This is a genomic window from Alcaligenes parafaecalis, from assembly GCF_026344135.1.
In the GTDB taxonomy this organism is placed as follows: Bacteria; Pseudomonadota; Gammaproteobacteria; order Burkholderiales; family Burkholderiaceae_B; genus Alcaligenes; species Alcaligenes parafaecalis.
Window position 1 is genome coordinate 462,630 of sequence record NZ_JAPKNA010000001.1, and the last position, 17,855, is coordinate 480,484.

Below are 17,855 nucleotides of genomic sequence, written 5' to 3' on the forward strand. Positions count from 1 at the left end.
AATTCATGACCGATCAAGCACAATTGCAGCGCGCCATTCAAGCGGCAGAAGATCAATTGGCCCAGGCTCTGGCCAGCCGTAATGTTGCGACCTTGCTGACCCGCTATACCGATGACATTCACCTGATGCCTCATGGCGCGCCTACCCTGGTGGGCAAGGCGGCGGTGGGAGCCTATTTTGAAGAAGTCTTTCGCCTGGGGATTTGCGGCGCGCAATTTGAGACCGTATCGGTGGAAGGAGCGGGAGATGAGGCGCGTGAGATTGGGCGCTACACCTTGTACGCTGGGCCTTCGCAAGATGAGCGAGTGGTGGCACAACAAGGTCGCTACCTGGTGATCTGGCGCAAGGTCGAAGGGGAGTGGTTGCTGCATTGGGATATGTTCAATGCGGAGCAAGTGGAAACCCAGGTTTGATGCGCAACAATCAGGCCGAAGCCGAAGCCGAAGCCGAAGCCGAAGCCGAAGCCAAGGGCAAGAACTAGAACAGTATACGAGTGGGGATGACTCCCCACTCGTATTGGGCTCAGAACGAAGCCACTATTCTGTGGCTTTGTTTTTTGTAGGGCTATTTGCCGCAAGCAAGGCAACCAGAATCAGCAGCACGCAAACCAGTACATAAGGGACACCGGGGGAAACTTCATACAGCAAGCTTCCAACTAAAGGACCCAACACAATGCCCAAGCCTTGTGCGGCCCCAATGGACCCGGCTGCGGCACCTTGCTCATGGGGTTCGACGGCATTGGCCGCCAGGGCCGAGAAGGCCGGGAATATCCAGCCCATGCCGCCTGCTGCAAAGAAGTAGCAAAGCATCAGTGTCCATTGGCTATTGACCAAAGCCACGGCACCAAAACCAGCGGCGCTGATCAGTCCTCCGACACGAATCAAGCGCTGTGGTGTCCAGGACAGTCTGCGCACAATAAGCTGCGAGGTAATCAGGCCCACACCCACCAAGGTCAAGGCGAAACCAGCGGCTTGGGCGGCGGCTTCCGGCTCCAGCCCCAGGCGGTCAATCGCAAAGAACCCGACCGCAATTTGACCGACCGCCACACTGAACATGGCGGCAAAGGCAACCAGCATGGCTTGTCGTAGTCGAGGATCACCCAAGCGCAGGTCTACCGGTTTGATATCGGTGCTGGCCTTGTTGTGGGGCAATCGTTTCCACAAGATGCCCAGCGCCAGCAAGGGCAATAAGGCAGTGAGGTACAGCGGCAGATCCAAACCGTATTGAGCCAGCATGGCCGCCATAGCGGGGCCTGCGACCAGGCCAATCCCATTGGCAGCGCCTAAGGAGGCCATGACATTGGCTCGCCGTTCGGGGGCAACGTGATCGGCTATCAGGGCTTGGCTGGTGGTGGGAATCGCTGCGAAGAATCCACCGACGGCTCCTCGGGTCAGTAATAGCCCAATAAAAACCAGCCAGGGGGAGGCTTGCCAGTGCAGGGACAAAATCAGGACGGCGCACATGGCCCAGTACGCCAGCATGAACCCGCCTACGCCGGTGAGTAAAACGGGTCGTCGTCCACGCTTGTCACTGAGTGCACCCCAGGGGCGGGACAGCAGCATCCACAAAACGCCACCGACGGTAACGACGGCCCCGGCCTGCCATGGGGGCAGATGCAGAGAGCGGGCAATGGGCCCGACCAGAGACACAAAAGCCATCATGGCCATGGTGCAGCTCATGTAGGCCAGCATCAGGGGCGTTAAAGGGAGGGGAGCAGAGGGTTCGGGCTGGGGGTGGGTATCCGCAGGGGCGGATAGGGGCTGATCCTGGGGCATGGGAGGTGTGGTGCTGCTTATGTTGAGGGCTAAAAACCGTATCAAATGATATTGAGATTCAATATCATTACCTAAGCCATGGAATTACACCAGCAGTTTATGAAAAAATTTGGGCCAGAGCGGGCACGCTGCGGGGAGCAACACTGGATATCAGTGCGTGATGAGGTCCAGGAACGAGAGGCCACAAACAAAACACCCCAAACCCGGGAGGGTTTGGGGTGAGGATCAACAAGTCCAGGTCAGCGTTCGGGATTGCAGCAGTTATGCCTAAACCCAGCAGCCTGGACTGGTAGCAGAAGCATCGATCATGCCTTCGCCAGGTCTCCCAGTTTCTTCTGACTATTAGAGCGCCAGAAGGAGTAGGTCAGCCCCAGCATCAGCAGTACGCAGGCAATGATAAAGACCATGCTGATGGGGCGTTCCAGGAAGATCATTGGATCACCACGGGACAGCAGCAGGGCACGGCGGAAGTTCTCTTCGACCATCGGCCCCAATACAAAGCCCAGTAGCAAGGGTGCCGCTTCAAAACGCAAGCGCATGAAGAAGTAACCCAGCACACCAAACAACAGCACGATGTTCACATCGAACAGGTTGTTGTTGGTGCTGTAAACGCCTACGCAGACAAAGAACAGGGCGGCAGGGTACAGGTACTTGAAGGGCACGGACAGCAGGCGGACCCACATGCCGATCAAGGGCAGGTTCAGCACCAGCAGCAGGATATTGCCTACCCAGAAGCTGGCGATCAGGCCCCAGAACATATCGGCATGCTCGACCACCATTTGCGGGCCGGGCTGGATACCGTGAATGATCAGCGCACCCAGCATCAAGGCCATGACCGGGTCGCCGGGAATGCCCAGGCTCAAGGTAGGAATGAAACTGGTTTGAGTGGATGCGCTGGTGGCGGCTTCCGGGGAAGCAATGCCTTCAATCGCACCACGCCCAAAACGCTCGGGGTTTTTAGCCACTTTCTTTTCAGTTGCGTAAGCAATGAAAGAGGCAATGGTGGGGCCGGTGCCAGGCAAGATTCCGAAGGCAGCGCCAATGGCTGTCCCGCGAACCAGAGCCCCTCTGGATTGCTTGATGTCGCCTTTTTCTGGACGCAAGGAGCGGCCTGAGACTTTACCGATGGTTTTGGTGTGGCCGCTATTGATGCGGTTAATGTTCTTCAGAAAGTCAGCAATCCCGAACAGGCCCATGGCCAGCGCCACAATCTGCAAGCCGTCCTGCAGTTCGGGGATGTTGAAGTCAAAGCGCGACACACCGCTGTTCACGTCCGTGCCCACCACGCCAAAGATCAGACCCATCACCACCATGGCGACGCCCTTGATGGCCGAACCTTTTGCCAACGTGGCACCGGCCAGCAGGCCCAGCATCATCATGGAAAAGTATTCTGCAGGGCCGAATTTGAAGGCCACATTGACCAGGACAGGCGAGAACAGAATCATGGCCAGAATGCCGATGGTGGCTCCAAAAAAGGAGGACAACATCAGCATGAACAGCGCCGATCCCGCTTTGCCATTGCGGGCCATGGGGTTGCCGTCCAGACACGCCACTGCATGCGATGCCGTGCCGGGCAGATTCAGCATGATGGAGGTAATGCCACCACCGTACTGGGAACCATAATAAATACCGGCCAGCATGATCAAGGCAGCGGTAGGCGTCATGGCGTAGGTCAGGGGCAGCAAAATCGAGATCGCGGCCAGCACACCCATGCCGGGCAACACCCCGATCAGGTTGCCCATGAAGACACCAAACACGGCCCACATCAGGTTGTCCAACTGGAAGGCAACGCTAAAGCCGTGCATCAGGTTAGATAAGATTTCCATGCCTTAACCCCAGGTGAACAGGGGGAACTGCAGCTCTAGCCCCCAAGAGAAAATAATCACACCCAGCAGCGTCACGAAGATGGACAGCAAGAAGGCGGTGATCCAGGAGTGTTCTTTGTCGCCCATGGCGGAGATGAACACCAGGGCAAGGGTGGCAGGCACCAGACCGCCGTAGCGACCCAGAATAATGAAGGCAATGATGCCGCCCACAATGGCCAGCCAGCCACGCCATTGCGGCGGGCCGTAGTCTTCTTCCTGCTCGTCGTCGTGTGCGGCGGTCTCTACAAACAAGTACAGAGCGCCCAGCACGATCATCACAATGCCCAGCAGAAACGGAAAGTAGCCCGGACCCATGCGGGCCATGCTGCCCAGAGAGTATTTCTGGCCCATCAGGACGGTGAAGACACCCACCCCCACCATGAGGCCTGCTGAATAATATTTTTGTCTGCTCATGAATCTCCTCATTCCCTTAAAGCAAGCATGATTTTTATAAAACCCAGAAAGAGCGTTTAAAAATCAGGCTAGCTTAGCGGAGGGGGCGAGGAGCTAGGGTGACAGTTTCATTACCTTTTGGTCATGTTTGAAATGAGCGGCAAGCATCAGGAAGAAAGCAAAACTGTCACCCGTAAACCGGGTCTGGCGTCAGAGAAAATCATTTCGCCACGATGCAATTCGATAATGGCAGCCACACTGGTCAATCCCAAACCAAAGCCTTCGCTTTCATGATTGAAGCGATAAAAATATTTGCCCACATTGTCATATTCGCTTTCAGGTAATCCGGGGCCATCATCTTCCACAGAAATGGCGATTTTATTATCAGCCAATTTTCTGATTTCTACGCTGGCATGGGAATGAGCATATTTCACTGCATTATCCACCAGGTTGGCTAAAGCGCTGGCCAATAAATTGCTATCACCATTAATAGTGACTTTATCGATTTTCTTTTTTTGAAGTGTGATGCCTTTTTCTTCAGCAAAAAAGCTGTACAGATCCAGGACGTCTTCTGCAATCACTTCCAGATCGCAGGCCTTGAAGTTTTGCCTTTGCACGCCTGCATTCAGCTCGGCAATCTGCAAGAGTTTGCCCAACAAAACGCTCAGATTCTCCACCTCTTCAATGGCTTCTTGCTGTGCATCCTGAACGTTTCGGGGCAGGCCGGGCAGTTTCTGTGTCTCGCGCAGCTTGCCCACGATACGGGTCAAGGGCGTGCGGATATTGTGGGCCACCGTGTCGGAGATATGCCGAGCGCCTTGCATCAGGCTCTCGATCTTGTCCAGCATACGGTTGATGTCGTGGTGGATCAGGCCAAAGACGTCCTCGCTCTCGGAGGTGATGCGCTTGGAAATATCACCGGCGCCCACTTGTTCGGTCAGCAAGCGGATGCGGCCCACGCGATATTTCAGTTCGCTGCTAAATACATAGGCTCCCAGAATCACCAGCATCAGAGCCAGAATCATGGACGTCACAATAATGCGGCTGAGCATGGCACGCAGCTCGTTCAAGGTGCCCAGCTCATGCCCGACGACCAGAGTTTCGCCACCGGACAACTTGGTAACGCGGACATTGCCCTCGGACAAGGCGTCGATATGCTTGATCTGGACCTCCACCACCTGCCGCTCGGGCAGATTGTCCAGCCCTGGAATCTCGCTGATATTGCCGACCAGTGTGTGGTTGTATTCATCCAGCAGCAGGTAAATTTCCTGGCCCGAATCAATGCGGTCGGACAGGGTCAGCTCGATCATGCGCAGGATCTCTTCGCGCCCGCCCACTTCGTAGGCAATGCTGAGCCGCTGGACGGCAACATTGATTTGCCGCAGATGCTCGTCACGCAAGGCCCCAAAGACCTGGACGTAGAAAAAACCGATTAGAAACAGCGTGGTAAAGATGGCCAGGATGCTGTAATTCAGGGTCAGCCGGAAGGAGGTGGACTCCCACAGCCGTTTTATGAAATCAATCATCGCAGCGTTTCAGTTTGAGGCCATCGATGCTTTCTTTATCACTCAACACATAGCCCCGGCCGCGTACGGTATGAATCAAGGGTGTGGCGCCTTCTTTATCCACCTTGCGCCGCAAACGGCTGACCAGCACGTCAATCACATTGGATTGGGGGTCGAAGTTATAGCCCCACACGACCTCCAGCAACATGGTGCGGGTGACAATCTTGTGGCTGTTCATCAGCAGATAGGAGAGCAGCTTGATTTCGCGCGGCTGCAGCTCCAGGACTTCCTCGCCACGGGAGATTTTCTGGTTGCGGATATTCATCACCAGATCATCAACCTGCAGGTTCTTGATTTCGGCGCTGTCGCTACTGCGACGTATCAAAGCGTGTAATCGAGCAGCCAATTCCTGGAAGGAAAAAGGTTTGATTAAATAATCATCGCCACCCGCTTTCAAACCATCGACTTTATCGTCTACGCCTGATAAGGCACTTAATACCAATACGGGAACTTTTTTGCCTAAAGATCGCAAAGTAAAAAGAATAGAAAGACCATCGACATTATTGGGTAACATGCGATCAAGAATAATCACATCCCAAACGTCTTTCATGGCATTTTCCAAACCAGAAACGCCATCGTGGCTGGTCACTACCGAATAACCAAGTTCGGATAAACCATTTACCAAATAGCGGGCATTTTCTCGGTCGTCTTCAATAAGTAAACAATTCCGCATGGGGCTTCCAGGTGAGGTATAAGCAGGCTGAGTAATCCATTAAATGAATGGATTGATAATAAATGGTGATGCGTAAAGACAAGAAAACATGACTAAACGGTAATGTTTGATGTCAGATAGCAGGAAATTATGTTCATCTGATTGGGCTTGGAAAACAAACCGGCCTGTATAGGTAATTAGTCAGCACATCATTCTAGTTAAAATTTTGGTGGTGTCGGGCTGGAAAGCTGAAATGATTGCCAGAAATGGATTGTAGGGTCTTGCAGAGTCCAGGAGGCATGGGGGGCAGTCTGGGCCTGGGGTGATGTGAGTGTGCCGTTGGAAATGGCCGGAAGGTGGAGCCTGGCTGAGGCTTGCTGTCCAGCATCAGGGGCTTTGTATGTTAGAGGTCCGGCTAGCGCCCACCTGTTTTTCCTGCCAAAAAAATACGTGCCCAGCCAAACTTGGCATGGGCACGTATTTCGATGCGAATCAATTTCTGATGTTTACCGCGATCAGGGCGGGGTTGAGGCTTTAAAAGCTCAAGCGCACCAGGCCTTCTTTTGTACCTTTAGCGGCATCCTCCCCATTTTTAATCGTGACGTAGACATCCCCGGTGCTGGGGTTCAGGGTCAGGCTATTCGGGTGGGCAGGCAATTCGATGCTGTGTAGTAGCTGGCGGGTTCTGTTGTCATAGACTTCAACCGTGCCTGCTTCTCGGGTGGTGACGTAGAGGCGTTGGCGTTGCTCATCCAGCAGCAGGTCCAGAGGGGCTTTGCCGGTGGGGATGCTGTGCTCTACCTGCCCGTTATCCGGGTTGATCACAAGCACGCGATTGCCTTCGCCGCGCACGCTGTATTCCAGCTTGCCTGCATTTTTACGCATGGTGTTGGTGCGTTCGTCCCCCACATCGGTGGCCAGCACGCGGTGGTTTTTCTGGTCGAACTCCAGGTTGATCAGTTGGTCTGCCGCGACTTCGGCCTTTTTGCTGACGGCCAGGCTGCCGGTGTCCACCGTAAAGAGCTGGCCCTGGAAGTTGGACACGTAAAGTGTGTTTTCGGCTTCATTCAACACTGCGCCACGGGCTACATAGCCAAAGCCGGGAATCTCTTTTTCGACCTTCATCGTGTCCAGGCTGATCACATACAGCACGCTGTCCTGGAACCACAAACCCGGGGCAAAGAGGCGATTGTGTTTCTTGTCCAGAACCAGCTCACGTGGGTAGTGGGTGTACAGCTCCATCTCTTTACCATTCGGGCCGATGCGTTTCACTTTTTTGGCCAACTGCACGGTGTTCAGTACAGTTTTCTTTGCGGTGTCGATAACGGTAATCGAACTGTCGACGGCATTGCCTACATACAGGCGGTCGGCAGCGTCATCCAGCGTCAGGGCGAAGGCTTTGCGCTCCAGCGGCAGATGGCCTTTTACGGCCAGGGTTTGTGGGTCCAGAAAGTAGATGGCGCTGGGGGGTGATCCTTCCTCGAAGTTGCCTGCCGAAGCGACATAAATCGTGTTGTGGCGAGCGCTGAATGCTACCTGGTATAGACCTTCAGCCAGATTGATCCGCTCTGCACGGGGAGCGGCTTGCTCTGTATGGCTGGCTGCTGCGGTATCGTTACGCGCATTGTGGGTTTGAGACGATTCAGGGGTGGCGCAGGCGACCAGGAGCACGGCGGCGCAAAAAATGGCGGTGAGTTTAAAAGGGGAATGTTTCATGGCTAACTCCTTATGAAATCTACAGTGAATAGTTCAGCGTTGGCGCTTGAGGCGATCAAACAGGACCAGGCTAATAAAGACCAAACCGGCGGCTATGCTGGTGTGGCCGCTATAGGCAACCAGTCCAAAACCCCAGCCCATGGTTTGGGCGGACACCAGCAGGGCGATGAGCAGGCATAGCCAGCCGACGCAGCGCAGAAGCACGATGCGTGGTTTGGAGAGTTCTTTGTCGAACAGATCCATCTGATGGCGGTACATGGCCAGGGCCAGGCACAGGAAGCCGAGCAGGCAGGGCAGGAAAATCAGGCTATGTGCCAGTAGGTCTATCTGGGAGGGGCTCATGGTGTTTGCTCCTGCATGTCTGCTGCTCCTGGCTGTGCAGACGGTGTCGAGGCTGCGGCTTTTTTGCTTGGAGGTGTCTTGGGGGCGGGTTTGCCTTTGGCTTTATGACGTGTGACGCGGCGTGCCATATAGGCATGCAGGGCCGCAAACACCCACAGGCTGATATCAAAGCTGGCGAATAGCCAATCTCCGGATTGCAGGCTGTTAAACAGGTGCCGATCGGTCTGAAAGAAGTTCAAGATAGGCAGGGCCACCAGCAAGGCCGTCGCCACCCACAGCAGTTCCAGCCAGGCACGTCGTGCCGGGCGCAGGCAAGACCAAAGCAGGGTGGCCGCCCAGACAATGAAAAAGCCGTGCACTTCCCATTGAGCACGTTGAGCCATGTCCAGTGGCAGCAATCGGTTCAGCCATAAAAAGCTGGTCGTGGCGACGGACAGGCCTGCAATGCTGGCAATGTTCAGGCGCTCCACCAAAGCAAAGCCAAAGTAAGGTTTGCTGGGGTCAGCCAGCTTGCTGCGCCGCTTCACCGTCCATAGCACCAGACCAGTGCCCACCATGGCGGTACCGGCCAGACTGACCAGAAAGTAAAACCAGCGTGTCGCAATGTCGGCAAATCGACCCAGATGCAAGCCATAAAGCACGCCTTGCGTCGTGGCCGCTGGCCCGGAAGATTCTTTGGCGCTGATCAGTTCGCCACTGACTCCATCAAACAAAAGATAGTGCGGGGTAATGGAAATACGCTGGGCCTGCTGACGAGCAATGGCGACACGGGCATTGCTGTCATTGGCCAGGTTCACCTGTACCGAACCCACGCTGTTCTTGCCCCAACGCGCTTCAGCCTGTTGCACCAGATCGCTGATCGGAACCAGAGTGGCAGGCGTGCCCGAAGGCTGTCCCCCAGGCAGAAAGAAGCGCATTTCACTGTTGACGGCGGCGCGGTCCTGCATATTGGGCAGTTGCTGCATGCCCCAGGGCATGTACAACAGCATCAAGGTGATCAGGCCGCTCCAGGTAATCATGAAGTGAAATGGCAGGCCAAATACCGACAAGGCATTGTGTGCATCCAGCCAGGAGCGCTGGCCTTTGCCCCAACGGAAGGTGAAGAAGTCGATAAAGATCTTCTTGTGCGTAATCACCCCGCTGACAATGGCGATCAGCATGAACATGGCAGACAAACCTGCAATCCAGCGTCCCCACAAGGGCGACATATAGTGCAGGTTGAAGTGAAAGGCGAAGAAGAAGTCCCCACCCTCGGTGTCTCGGATGCTCAGCTTTTGCCCATTGTCCGGATCAAAAATGGCACGATCAAAAGCGGGGCGATTCGCGTCCGATCCTGGTGGGGTACGCCAGAAAGCGCTGGCCAGGGGATTGCGGCTGGTAGGCAAGCTCATCAGTACCAGAGGTGTGCCCGGGTCTTGCTCAATAATCGTATCCAGCACGTTCTGCGCGACCTGCGCGGCGGGCTGTTCCGCAAGTTGGTGCAGCTCCGGGCGCATATAGGTGGAGAGCTCTTCGCGGAAGTACGACACTGTACCGGTCAGGAACATGGCGTACAGAATCCAGCCTACCAGCAGCCCCGTCCAGATATGGACGTTGGACATGATCTGGCGCACCCCTTGAGGTTTGCTGACTTTGGGGCGTTTGGCGTTTGGGGTGGTGGTCGTCATAGCGTGCCCTCCATCCCGCTTTGTGCCGCAATGGCTAGCAGGCAGAGCACACAGCCGACCAGCAGCCAGACCCAGGCTCGGGTGGCAGAACGCGCCAGAAATGCCCACAAAGCGCTAGCTGTCCAGATCAGAAAGCTGAACTGCGCACCCCACAGCACGGCCTCTGGCCGGGAAGTGGGCAGAGCCAAGGTCGCCACTGAAAACAAGGCTGACAGCACATAGCCGCCCAGGCTGGCGGCCAGAATACGCGAGAGCAGAGGCAACTGAGCCCGTACCTTGGGCAGGCTCAGTGTGTATAGAAAAAAGTCTTTCATGAAGGCCGATCTTAGAAATCGATTTGCATCGACAGGCGATAGCTACGAGGGGCACCAATAGAGGTTGATCCATTCCACACGCTGGACCAGTAACGCTTGTCGGTTGCGTTGATCACGTTGGCGCGGAAGGTGACTTTATTGCTGGCAATTTTGGTGGTGTAGCGCAGACCCAGATCCAGGCGTGTCCATCTCGGTATTTTCTGGGTGTTTTGGGTGTCTACCCATTGCGAGCCTGAATGCATGGCCGAGGCAGACAAGGTCAGATTGCGGTTCCAGACGGTGTCCCATTCCAGTCCCAGGGACGAGTTCCAGCGTGGTACGCCAATGGCTTGTTTGCCATTCAACAAACCACCATTGGTTTTGGTGGAGACGGCATCGGTATAGACCACGCCACCCAATAGACGTAGGCCTGGGCTCAGCTCGCCCGCAATCGTCCATTCAATCCCGCGGTTGCGTTGCTCGCCATCGGGCTTGTAGGTATTGGTGGCGTCATTCTTGGTCATGCTGGGCTTGGCAATTTGAAAAAGGCTCAGCGTGTTCAGGACGGTATCGTTGTCCCACTTCAAACCTACTTCGTATTGCTTGGTCTTGTAGGGCGAGAAGACTTCGCCAAAGTTGGCGGCAGAGGCATCCGTGACAGAACCCCCTTGGGACAGACCTTCGATGTAGTTCGCATACAGGGAAACGGGGGCATCCCAGGGTTTGACGACCAGGGCGATGGCCGGGGTCAAGGTGTGTTCGTCATAGCGGTCGGTTACAGCGCCACTGGCGTTAAAGCCTTTTTGCTGGACACGCTGAAAACGCATGCCAGCCGTCAGCAGCAAGCGATCATCAAAAGCGGACAAGGTGTCTGCTAGGGCCAGACTGCTCAAGGTGGTTTTGCCGGTTTTGTAGACAGCAGGTTCGTCTACATCCAAAGGTGGGGCCGGGTCATACAAATTCGAGGCCCAGGCTTTGGAGGCTGCGGCCGCACCGGATTCCTGGGTGATCATATTGGCGCTTAACACCACATGGTGGCCAATTGAGCCGGTGGAGAATTCGCCTCGTGTACCCATTTCCAGCGCATTCACATCAAAGTAGTTTTTGATATTCATGCCCAGGGCGGTGTAGTCCCCGTTTTCTTTGGCGCGTTGACCAAAGGCATTGTTCAGATAGCCTGAACCTTTTTGGCGCTTGGTGCCGCCCATGACAAAGGCGGTCCAGTTGTCCGTAATATCAAACTCGGCCGAGCCAATAATGGCTTTGCTGGCGGAGTTGCTATAGGCGTTGGGCAGGGTATTTGTTTTGGGGTTAGGCGGGGTAGGGAATTCGCCGGGTGCAAAACTGGTCAGAAAAGGGGCACCCCCGCGCTGCTTTTCATTGATGTCATACATATCCAGCGAGGCGCGCAAGCGGTCGCCCTGATAGTCCAGCGCAATAGCACCCAAGCTACGGTTTTCGCGTTGGCCGTGTACATCCAGATTGCCATCGGCCTTGACGCCGTTCACACGTATGCCGAATTGATTGTCCTCGCCAAAGCGACGCCCAAAGTCGATGTGTCCGCCCAGATTGTTGTGAGACTTCAGGGTCGTGGTGAAGCGAGTGATCGGCTCCGAGGTCGCTCGCTTAGGCACCAGGTTGACGACACCCCCGACCGAGCCGCTCAAGGACATGCCACTGAGCAGGGCGCCAGGCCCTTTCAGTACTTCGACACGTTCCAGCAGTTCGGTAGAGGTTCGGTTATGGGGCACCAGACCGAACAAACCGTTCCAGGCCAGCTCATGGCTTTGGGTCCAGAAGCCGCGCACATAGGTGTGTTCACCCAAGCCGCCTTGCGGGAACACGCTGCGTACCGACGGATCGTGGCGCAGTACTTCGGCCACCGAGGTCGCTTGCTGGTTTTCAATGTATTCAGAGGTAAAGCTGGTGGTGCTGAAGGGCGTATCCATCACGTCCTTATTGCCCAGCAAACCGACGCGGCTGCCCGAGGCGATCTGACCACCGGCATAGGCGGCGGGGGCATCGGAGCGGGAGCTAAGAACCGTAACGGCGCTTAAGGTCGTCAGATCCGCACTCGTGGTGGTGGCATCACGCAGCGTAAAAACCTTGTTACCCGAGGCCAGAATCTGGATGTTCGAGCCTGCCAGAATCTGTTCCAGTGCCGCATGGGGGGTATAGCTGCCGGATACGGTGCGGGAGGTTTTGCCTTCCACCAAGGTGTCGGAAAACAGCAGTTGGCTGCCAGACTGACGCGAAAAATGTTGCAGTGCCGCCGACAGCGATTGCGCCGGAATATTGAAGGACTGGACGGCTTCCTGAGCTCGGGCTGGGCTAGCGACCGCCAACACACTGAGGGAGGTTGCCAGCAAGGTAGTGAGCAGGCCGGGTTTCAGGGTAAAGCGGGTCTGGCTGACGGACGCAAGGCGGCAGGCGCTCAAGGCCAGACACCATTGGCGAAATGACTTCATGAAGGTCTCAACTATCAAAATCAACGATATAGCGGTCCACCGCAGGGCGGGCACGCATTCCTGTTTTGTAGAGCGCTAGTAGCGGCAGGGGAGGCACAGGCCGTCACTTCGCAAGAGGGCAATGCTCTAGCGCGTCGTACAGGATGAAAGAGTTGAGTTCAAAGCCATGGAAATCGTCAGCTCAATAGAGGATGAACAGCCCCTGACACAGGCCGCCGACGCATTGGACAGGCAGCGAGTGCAAAAGGGCTGATAGCCTGGAAAAAGCAGGCCATATCTATAAAGATGAAGCGCGGACGAAGTAGGCTACAAAAAGAGTGGTTTAGATTGTAAATATTTGTATCTACTTGGCGGAAATCCGATAGCCCTGGGCCCCCAGATTCTCTACCTGAACCGGCAGGAGTTGAGCCAAGGCATCCAGAAAGTCGGCCGGGTGCTGGGTGTTGGCAAAGCCGGAAACCGGGTAAGAGCGGATTTGTGTGCCTACCAGTTCAATAGGTTGCGTCATATAGCCTTGCAGTTCATCAATGACTTCATGCAAGGGGGTGCGCTTGAAAATCAATTGCCCGCTTTGCCAGGCGCCCGCGCGATCCGGTGTGCTGGGGCTGGGCTTTTGCAGTCCGGTGTCGGTGCTGATGCGCAAGGCATCCCCGGCTTTCAGGGTTGTGCTGTGGTTTTCTCTATCGCCCGTGCTGTTCACGCTGACCACTCCTTCACGCACGCTGACATAGACCCGCGACGGAGCCAGACGCACATTGAAGGCCGTACCAATCACGCGTACTTGCGTGTTTGCACTTTTGACCACAAAGCGGTGATCGCCTTGCGGGGCGACCTTGAAGAAAGCCTCGCCTTGCAGCAGCTCCAGACTGCGCTCATGGGGGCTGTATTCCACTTCCAGCGTGCTGTTCTGATTCAGGCTGACCACACTGCCATCGGGCAAGGTAATGTCGCGTTGTTCTGCCTGTGCCGTTTCCACATGCTGGGTGTATTGCGGGCTGTGCTGATACCAATACCAAGTGGCAATTCCCAGGGTGGCACAGAAGCTCAAGGCACCACCCACTACGGGTCGCCAATGCAGGCCCAAGCGATCACGCCACGTTGTTTTGGGACGGGGAGCGTGTACAGCGGTGGTCTTGCTAGAGGCCTTACTGACCGGAGGGGCAGGCCGCTTCACCTGATCGAACATCGTCCAGGTCTGGCTGATGGCTTCATAGGCCTGTTGATGGCGTGGGTCCTGCTGCAACCAATGCTCAAAAGCGATCTTGTCTTGCGCGGTCCAGTGCTCGCTGTCTTGCTGACGCGTCAACCAGTCCGAGGCCGCTTCGTAAAACAGGGCGACTGATGGATCATGACTCATCGTCTGTTTCCTTGGAAGAGAGCATGGACAGGGCGTGTTCGGCCGAGTAGTCCATCCGCAGACGGCAATAGGCCACGGTTCTGGAGATATATCGGCTGACCAGGGCGCGGGAAATCTTCAATTTCAGGGCAATTTGTTCGTAAGTCAGGTGGTCGAAACGGTGCAGCGAAAACGCCTCGCGTTGTAGCTCCGGCAGTTCTTGCAAGGCTTGCTCGATACGGCTCAAACATTGCAAGTGTTCGGTACGTTGTTCGGGATTGCTGGCGCTGTATTGGCTGGGGGCTTCATTGTCTTGCGTTTCATCGTCCAGCGATATCATGGCCGGGCTGCGGCTTTGCTTATTGCCCGTTTCGCGCACGATATTAATGGCAATCTGCGTCAGATACGCCTTGGTATTGTCCGGGGCCTGCGTGTTGCTGGACGCCGACCAGCGTGCAAAGGATTCCTGCGTGACATCCTCTGCATCAGCTTCATTGCCCAGCTTGCGTTTCAGGAAACGGAATAAGGGCAGGCGCAGCTTCAAATAGGCCTGCTCCAGCAGTTCATCACGTGTGCTCATGAGTGAGTCAGCACAGGTGTGTCGTCCACTGGCAAACAGACGTTTGCACAGCAGAAGACGGTCGAGAAAGACAAAGCGGCAAGAGCAAACATAAGGGGCAGACAGCGGCGCAGGACAGAGACAGGAATGAATAATAGCAATTATTCTCATTTACGACATTGCCAACTTGCTGAACCTTGACGCTGAACAGGCCCCCAGAATGGGTCTTTGTCGGTGTATCTGAACCGCCTTTATTTCACGGCCAAGCTTGCATTCTGCTCCCACAGTGCATGGAAATGATGAATGGGACCTTGGCCTAAACCGACCTGTAACTGGTCAGCCGCTGCGATGGCACCATTCAGGTATTTTTTGGCCAGACCTACCGCTTCGGGCACGTTTCTGCCCGGTAGCAGGGCGGCAATCGCAGAGGACAAGGAGCAGCCCGTGCCATGTGTATTACAAGTAGGAATGCGGGGTGTCTGAAAGACATGGCGCTGGCTCTGGCCCTGGCCCTGGAGTAAATCCACACTGTCCGGCCCATCCAGATGGCCGCCTTTGAGCAATACCCATTTGGGTCCCAGCAAGCACAGCTCGTGTAGATAGGCGTGCATGTCTGCCAAGGAAGCAGGTTCCGGTTTTTGCAGCAGATCACCTGCTTCGGGCAAGTTGGGGGTCAACACGGTACACAGGGGCAGCAGCTTGTCGCGCAGGACAGACACGGCTTGGGGGCTCAGCAATCGATCGCCACTTTTGGCGACCATCACCGGGTCCAGAACAATCGGGCAGTCCAGTCCTCGGCGTTGCAGGCGATCTGCAAGAGCTTCGGCAATGCCGACATTGGCAATCATGCCGATCTTGATGGCATCCACTCGCACATCATCAAAAACCGCGTCTAGCTGCTCGGCCACAAAGTTCGGTTCCAGCGCGACAAAACGCCGAACCCCCTGCGTGTTTTGCGCGACCACGGCGGTAATGACACTCATGCCGTAGGCACCCAAGGCATACATGGCTTTCAGATCAGCCTGAATACCGGCGCCGCTGGTGGGATCGGTGCCTGCAATACTCAAAACATTGGGAATCATGCGCGGCCTGCCTGTTCAGGGGAGGCCAGGGTGGCCGCAATAGCGTCGACAGGGAAGGGGGAGTGGTCAGACGACAAGATAGCAACTCCTAGTCAAGGATAGCCATACGGCAGCAAGCGGCGAGCAGGTCAGTACCCGTCCCTTCGCCGGCATGACCCGGATCAGGTTCAACGGGTCACTGCGGTGCAATCTGGCCAGGCAGTTTCTCAGCCTGCTCACCAGGCTCCCCTCGGATTGGAACATCGTTTCCTTAAAAACGATCTGGGCGAGTATACCTGTGTTCGGTCTACAACTCCTCCGTCAGGAATTGCGTTCGCCCAAGCCAATATCTTCCAGCACCCGTTCACCAGATTTAAAGCTGGTTGCGGTAAATGGCAGGGGTTTGCCCAAAGCTGCGGCGGAACAGGCTGATAAAGGCGCTGGGGCTGGAGTAACCCAGATCGTAGGCAATGGTGGCCACCGGAATACCGGCTGCCAGCATTTCCAGGGACCGCATCAGACGGGCGCGTTGTCGCCAGGCGGTGAAGGTAAAGCCGGTTTCTGTCACAAAGCGACGGCTCAGGGTACGCAGGCTGACAGCGGCCCAGTCCGCCCAATGTTCCATCCCCTGATTGTTGCTGGGGTCGGCAATCAGGGCACGGGCAATGCGCTGTAGCCGAGGATCTTGTGGCAGGGGCAGGCCAAATGGCTCAATCGGCAAATTGCGGATTTCATCCAGAATAACGGCGGCAATATGCGCTTGTACGTCAGGTAAAGGGGTGGCCGGGACCAAATCCCAGGAGCAGGCTCGCAAGACGGATTCGCGCAGCAGGCCTGAGGTACGCAGGGTGCAGGCTTGTTGGGGCAGGTCGGAACAGGCAGCTTCATCCACATAGACGCTCCAGCCGTGAAAGGGGCCGTGTGACTGGCCTGAGTGCAGCACATGCGGTGGCAGCCAGACCGCATGGATGGCGGGGACTACCCAGACAGCATCTTCCACGCCTACGGACAGCAGGCCACGCAGAGACCCGAACAGTTGTCCGCGTGCATGTTGATGCGGTCGGGAAGACAGCTCCGAGTCGTGATTCCCCATCACCGCAAACAGAATGGGATCCTGGGGGAAATTCAGAAAATCATGCAGACCAATCTTGCGTTCAGGCATGGCGTAATTTTGTTATTCATTGACCGACATAGTGTACAGCCGCCAAAACCTTTCTGCTTACACTGAAAGCCTTGATCCATAAGGAGCGACTGATGCAAGCACAAGACATTCTTCCCGACCATGCCAATGAAGTTCACATTGGCGGCACGACTATCCGCAAAGGAACGGTTGGCGCGTTTTTGCATAATGCCGCCGTGTTGCGCCAAGCAGAGCTTGGTGACGCACAACGTCAGCAGGCGTTGAACGATATTCTGACTGCTTTACCTGCCCTGAAAGCACTGGGCTTGTTTGATGCCTTGCAGATTCGAGATCCACAATTGCGTGATTTTGTGGAGTCCCGGCTGTGATGAAACATGAGGGCGCAACCGTCCGACCGTACTTGTTGCGCGATATTGCCTGGCTGTATGTGCCTAGCGGTTTGATGCATGCCTTTGGGGGCGCACCCCGTTCAGGCGCTCGTCGCTTTGACGTGGGCTGTCTTTATTGATCGCAAGGAGAAGTCATGCAAGTGGATGACAGCCAGTTTCCATTGGTGTTTTTAAGAGAGCACGACCAGACGCAAACGCCACAACAAACCCAGGCTCAGTTGGAGGCCTTGTTGAACCGGGGGCAGCGCTTTGTCTTGTTGACGGAACGTCTGGGTGGTGAGGATCAGGCCCAGGCAGAAAGCCATGAGGAACGCAAGCAACGGGCTTTGTTCTTCAAACAGAATAAGCAGCGTTTGAAGGACTTATGCGCTGGTATGGTTCTGATCAGCAAAGGGCGGGCGATTCCGGCAGCGGCTCGCTTGGCACAGCAAACCTTGGGGCGGGTGTTAGGGCTACGTTTTGCTTTTGTCGTGGACGAGGGCGAAGCCCGGCTTGAAGCTCAGCGATTGCTGATGCCTTGATTCAATCAGGATGGTGCAGGTCTGCGGTAGTGGCTTTGCACCCTGTATCTATCTCCCCAGGCCGCTGATGCGGCCTTTTTTACGTGTGGATGAAAGCGGACGGTTTGAGATA

18 protein-coding genes and 1 riboswitch are annotated in these 17,855 nt (G+C 55.7%); of the genes, 4 read left to right on the top strand and 14 right to left on the bottom strand.

Features of this window, described 5'->3' with window-relative positions; genetic code table 11:
- Positions 1 to 5: 5 nt before the first annotated feature.
- Positions 6 to 413 (top strand): YybH family protein, encoded by a 408-nt coding sequence (locus OSH09_RS02140; RefSeq protein WP_266119998.1) that lies wholly within the window; start codon positions 6 to 8, stop codon positions 411 to 413.
- Positions 414 to 536: 123 nt separating this feature from the next.
- Here the strand turns inward: OSH09_RS02140 and OSH09_RS02145 are convergent, their stop codons facing one another.
- The 14 genes from OSH09_RS02145 to OSH09_RS02210 all read right to left on the bottom strand — a co-directional run bounded on the left by OSH09_RS02145 (position 537) and on the right by OSH09_RS02210 (position 16,854).
- Positions 537 to 1,775 carry an MFS transporter gene (locus tag OSH09_RS02145; RefSeq protein ID WP_266119999.1) on the bottom strand — a complete coding sequence of 413 codons (1,239 nt, stop codon included), beginning with the start codon at positions 1,773 to 1,775 and terminating at the stop codon, positions 537 to 539.
- 305 nt (positions 1,776 to 2,080) lie between these two features.
- Entirely contained in the window at positions 2,081 to 3,601 is a 1,521-nt protein-coding gene (locus OSH09_RS02150) for a tripartite tricarboxylate transporter permease (protein WP_207874119.1), read from the bottom strand.
- A gap of 3 nt (positions 3,602 to 3,604) precedes the next feature.
- Positions 3,605 to 4,054, bottom strand: coding sequence for a tripartite tricarboxylate transporter TctB family protein (locus tag OSH09_RS02155; protein WP_207874121.1), 450 nt, complete (start codon positions 4,052 to 4,054; stop codon positions 3,605 to 3,607).
- A 146-nt stretch (positions 4,055 to 4,200) separates the two neighbouring features.
- Positions 4,201 to 5,559, bottom strand: coding sequence for a sensor histidine kinase (locus OSH09_RS02160; protein WP_266120000.1), 1,359 nt, complete (start codon positions 5,557 to 5,559; stop codon positions 4,201 to 4,203).
- Positions 5,552 to 6,271: a response regulator transcription factor gene (locus tag OSH09_RS02165; protein WP_266120001.1), complete on the bottom strand. Its 720-nt coding sequence runs from the start codon at positions 6,269 to 6,271 to the stop codon at positions 5,552 to 5,554. Before OSH09_RS02165 ends, OSH09_RS02160 begins: the two co-directional genes overlap by 8 nt.
- A 513-nt stretch (positions 6,272 to 6,784) precedes the next feature.
- Entirely contained in the window at positions 6,785 to 7,966 is a 1,182-nt protein-coding gene (locus OSH09_RS02170) for a YncE family protein (RefSeq protein WP_266120002.1), read from the bottom strand.
- 33 nt (positions 7,967 to 7,999) lie between these two features.
- Positions 8,000 to 8,308 carry a DUF3325 domain-containing protein gene (locus tag OSH09_RS02175; RefSeq protein WP_266120003.1) on the bottom strand — a complete coding sequence of 103 codons (309 nt, stop codon included), beginning with the start codon at positions 8,306 to 8,308 and terminating at the stop codon, positions 8,000 to 8,002.
- A complete protein-coding gene (locus OSH09_RS02180; RefSeq protein ID WP_266120004.1) occupies positions 8,305 to 9,975 on the bottom strand; it encodes a PepSY-associated TM helix domain-containing protein in 1,671 nt (556 codons plus the stop codon). The genes OSH09_RS02175 and OSH09_RS02180 overlap by 4 nt, the downstream gene beginning before the upstream one ends.
- Positions 9,972 to 10,289, bottom strand: a complete 318-nt coding sequence (locus OSH09_RS02185) for a DUF3649 domain-containing protein (protein ID WP_266120005.1) — start codon at positions 10,287 to 10,289, stop codon at positions 9,972 to 9,974. The genes OSH09_RS02180 and OSH09_RS02185 overlap by 4 nt, the downstream gene beginning before the upstream one ends.
- A gap of 11 nt (positions 10,290 to 10,300) precedes the next feature.
- Entirely contained in the window at positions 10,301 to 12,736 is a 2,436-nt protein-coding gene (locus OSH09_RS02190) for a TonB-dependent receptor (RefSeq protein ID WP_266120006.1), read from the bottom strand.
- Between the two features lie 343 nt (positions 12,737 to 13,079).
- Positions 13,080 to 14,093: a FecR family protein gene (locus tag OSH09_RS02195; RefSeq protein WP_266120007.1), complete on the bottom strand. Its 1,014-nt coding sequence runs from the start codon at positions 14,091 to 14,093 to the stop codon at positions 13,080 to 13,082.
- A complete protein-coding gene (locus OSH09_RS02200; protein WP_266120008.1) occupies positions 14,083 to 14,652 on the bottom strand; it encodes an RNA polymerase sigma factor in 570 nt (189 codons plus the stop codon). The genes OSH09_RS02195 and OSH09_RS02200 overlap by 11 nt, the downstream gene beginning before the upstream one ends.
- A 230-nt stretch (positions 14,653 to 14,882) precedes the next feature.
- The gene (gene thiD, locus OSH09_RS02205; protein WP_266120009.1) at positions 14,883 to 15,713 is read right to left on the bottom strand and encodes a bifunctional hydroxymethylpyrimidine kinase/phosphomethylpyrimidine kinase; all 831 of its coding nucleotides are present in this window, start codon (positions 15,711 to 15,713) and stop codon (positions 14,883 to 14,885) included.
- A gap of 121 nt (positions 15,714 to 15,834) precedes the next feature.
- Positions 15,835 to 15,953: riboswitch (TPP riboswitch) on the bottom strand.
- Between the two features lie 112 nt (positions 15,954 to 16,065).
- Positions 16,066 to 16,854, bottom strand: coding sequence for an AraC family transcriptional regulator (locus OSH09_RS02210; protein WP_266120010.1), 789 nt, complete (start codon positions 16,852 to 16,854; stop codon positions 16,066 to 16,068).
- A gap of 92 nt (positions 16,855 to 16,946) precedes the next feature.
- Between OSH09_RS02210 and OSH09_RS02215 the strand changes: the two genes are divergently transcribed.
- From OSH09_RS02215 to OSH09_RS02225, 3 genes are read left to right on the top strand one after another with little or no spacing between them, the layout of a single operon-like run.
- Positions 16,947 to 17,201: a hypothetical protein gene (locus OSH09_RS02215; RefSeq protein ID WP_207874146.1), complete on the top strand. Its 255-nt coding sequence runs from the start codon at positions 16,947 to 16,949 to the stop codon at positions 17,199 to 17,201.
- Entirely contained in the window at positions 17,198 to 17,341 is a 144-nt protein-coding gene (locus OSH09_RS02220; RefSeq protein ID WP_207874148.1) for a hypothetical protein, read from the top strand. Before OSH09_RS02215 ends, OSH09_RS02220 begins: the two co-directional genes overlap by 4 nt.
- Positions 17,342 to 17,356: 15 nt before the next feature.
- Positions 17,357 to 17,743, top strand: a complete 387-nt coding sequence (locus tag OSH09_RS02225) for a hypothetical protein (protein ID WP_207874150.1) — start codon at positions 17,357 to 17,359, stop codon at positions 17,741 to 17,743.
- The last annotated feature ends 112 nt before the right edge of the window (positions 17,744 to 17,855 follow it).

Bases quoted from the DNA above. Each gene is read 5' to 3' on its own strand.
- OSH09_RS02140 (WP_266119998.1), top strand. From the start codon at position 6: ATGACCGATCAAGCACAATTGCAGCGCGCCATTCAAGCGGCAGAAGAT.
- OSH09_RS02145 (WP_266119999.1), bottom strand. From the start codon at position 1,775: ATGCCCCAGGATCAGCCCCTATCCGCCCCTGCGGATACCCACCCCCAG.
- OSH09_RS02150 (WP_207874119.1), bottom strand. From the start codon at position 3,601: ATGGAAATCTTATCTAACCTGATGCACGGCTTTAGCGTTGCCTTCCAG.
- OSH09_RS02155 (WP_207874121.1), bottom strand. From the start codon at position 4,054: ATGAGCAGACAAAAATATTATTCAGCAGGCCTCATGGTGGGGGTGGGT.
- OSH09_RS02160 (WP_266120000.1), bottom strand. From the start codon at position 5,559: ATGATTGATTTCATAAAACGGCTGTGGGAGTCCACCTCCTTCCGGCTG.
- OSH09_RS02165 (WP_266120001.1), bottom strand. From the start codon at position 6,271: ATGCGGAATTGTTTACTTATTGAAGACGACCGAGAAAATGCCCGCTAT.
- OSH09_RS02170 (WP_266120002.1), bottom strand. From the start codon at position 7,966: ATGAAACATTCCCCTTTTAAACTCACCGCCATTTTTTGCGCCGCCGTG.
- OSH09_RS02175 (WP_266120003.1), bottom strand. From the start codon at position 8,308: ATGAGCCCCTCCCAGATAGACCTACTGGCACATAGCCTGATTTTCCTG.
- OSH09_RS02180 (WP_266120004.1), bottom strand. From the start codon at position 9,975: ATGACGACCACCACCCCAAACGCCAAACGCCCCAAAGTCAGCAAACCT.
- OSH09_RS02185 (WP_266120005.1), bottom strand. From the start codon at position 10,289: ATGAAAGACTTTTTTCTATACACACTGAGCCTGCCCAAGGTACGGGCT.
- OSH09_RS02190 (WP_266120006.1), bottom strand. From the start codon at position 12,736: ATGAAGTCATTTCGCCAATGGTGTCTGGCCTTGAGCGCCTGCCGCCTT.
- OSH09_RS02195 (WP_266120007.1), bottom strand. From the start codon at position 14,093: ATGAGTCATGATCCATCAGTCGCCCTGTTTTACGAAGCGGCCTCGGAC.
- OSH09_RS02200 (WP_266120008.1), bottom strand. From the start codon at position 14,652: ATGAGCACACGTGATGAACTGCTGGAGCAGGCCTATTTGAAGCTGCGC.
- thiD (WP_266120009.1), bottom strand. From the start codon at position 15,713: ATGATTCCCAATGTTTTGAGTATTGCAGGCACCGATCCCACCAGCGGC.
- OSH09_RS02210 (WP_266120010.1), bottom strand. From the start codon at position 16,854: ATGCCTGAACGCAAGATTGGTCTGCATGATTTTCTGAATTTCCCCCAG.
- OSH09_RS02215 (WP_207874146.1), top strand. From the start codon at position 16,947: ATGCAAGCACAAGACATTCTTCCCGACCATGCCAATGAAGTTCACATT.
- OSH09_RS02225 (WP_207874150.1), top strand. From the start codon at position 17,357: ATGCAAGTGGATGACAGCCAGTTTCCATTGGTGTTTTTAAGAGAGCAC.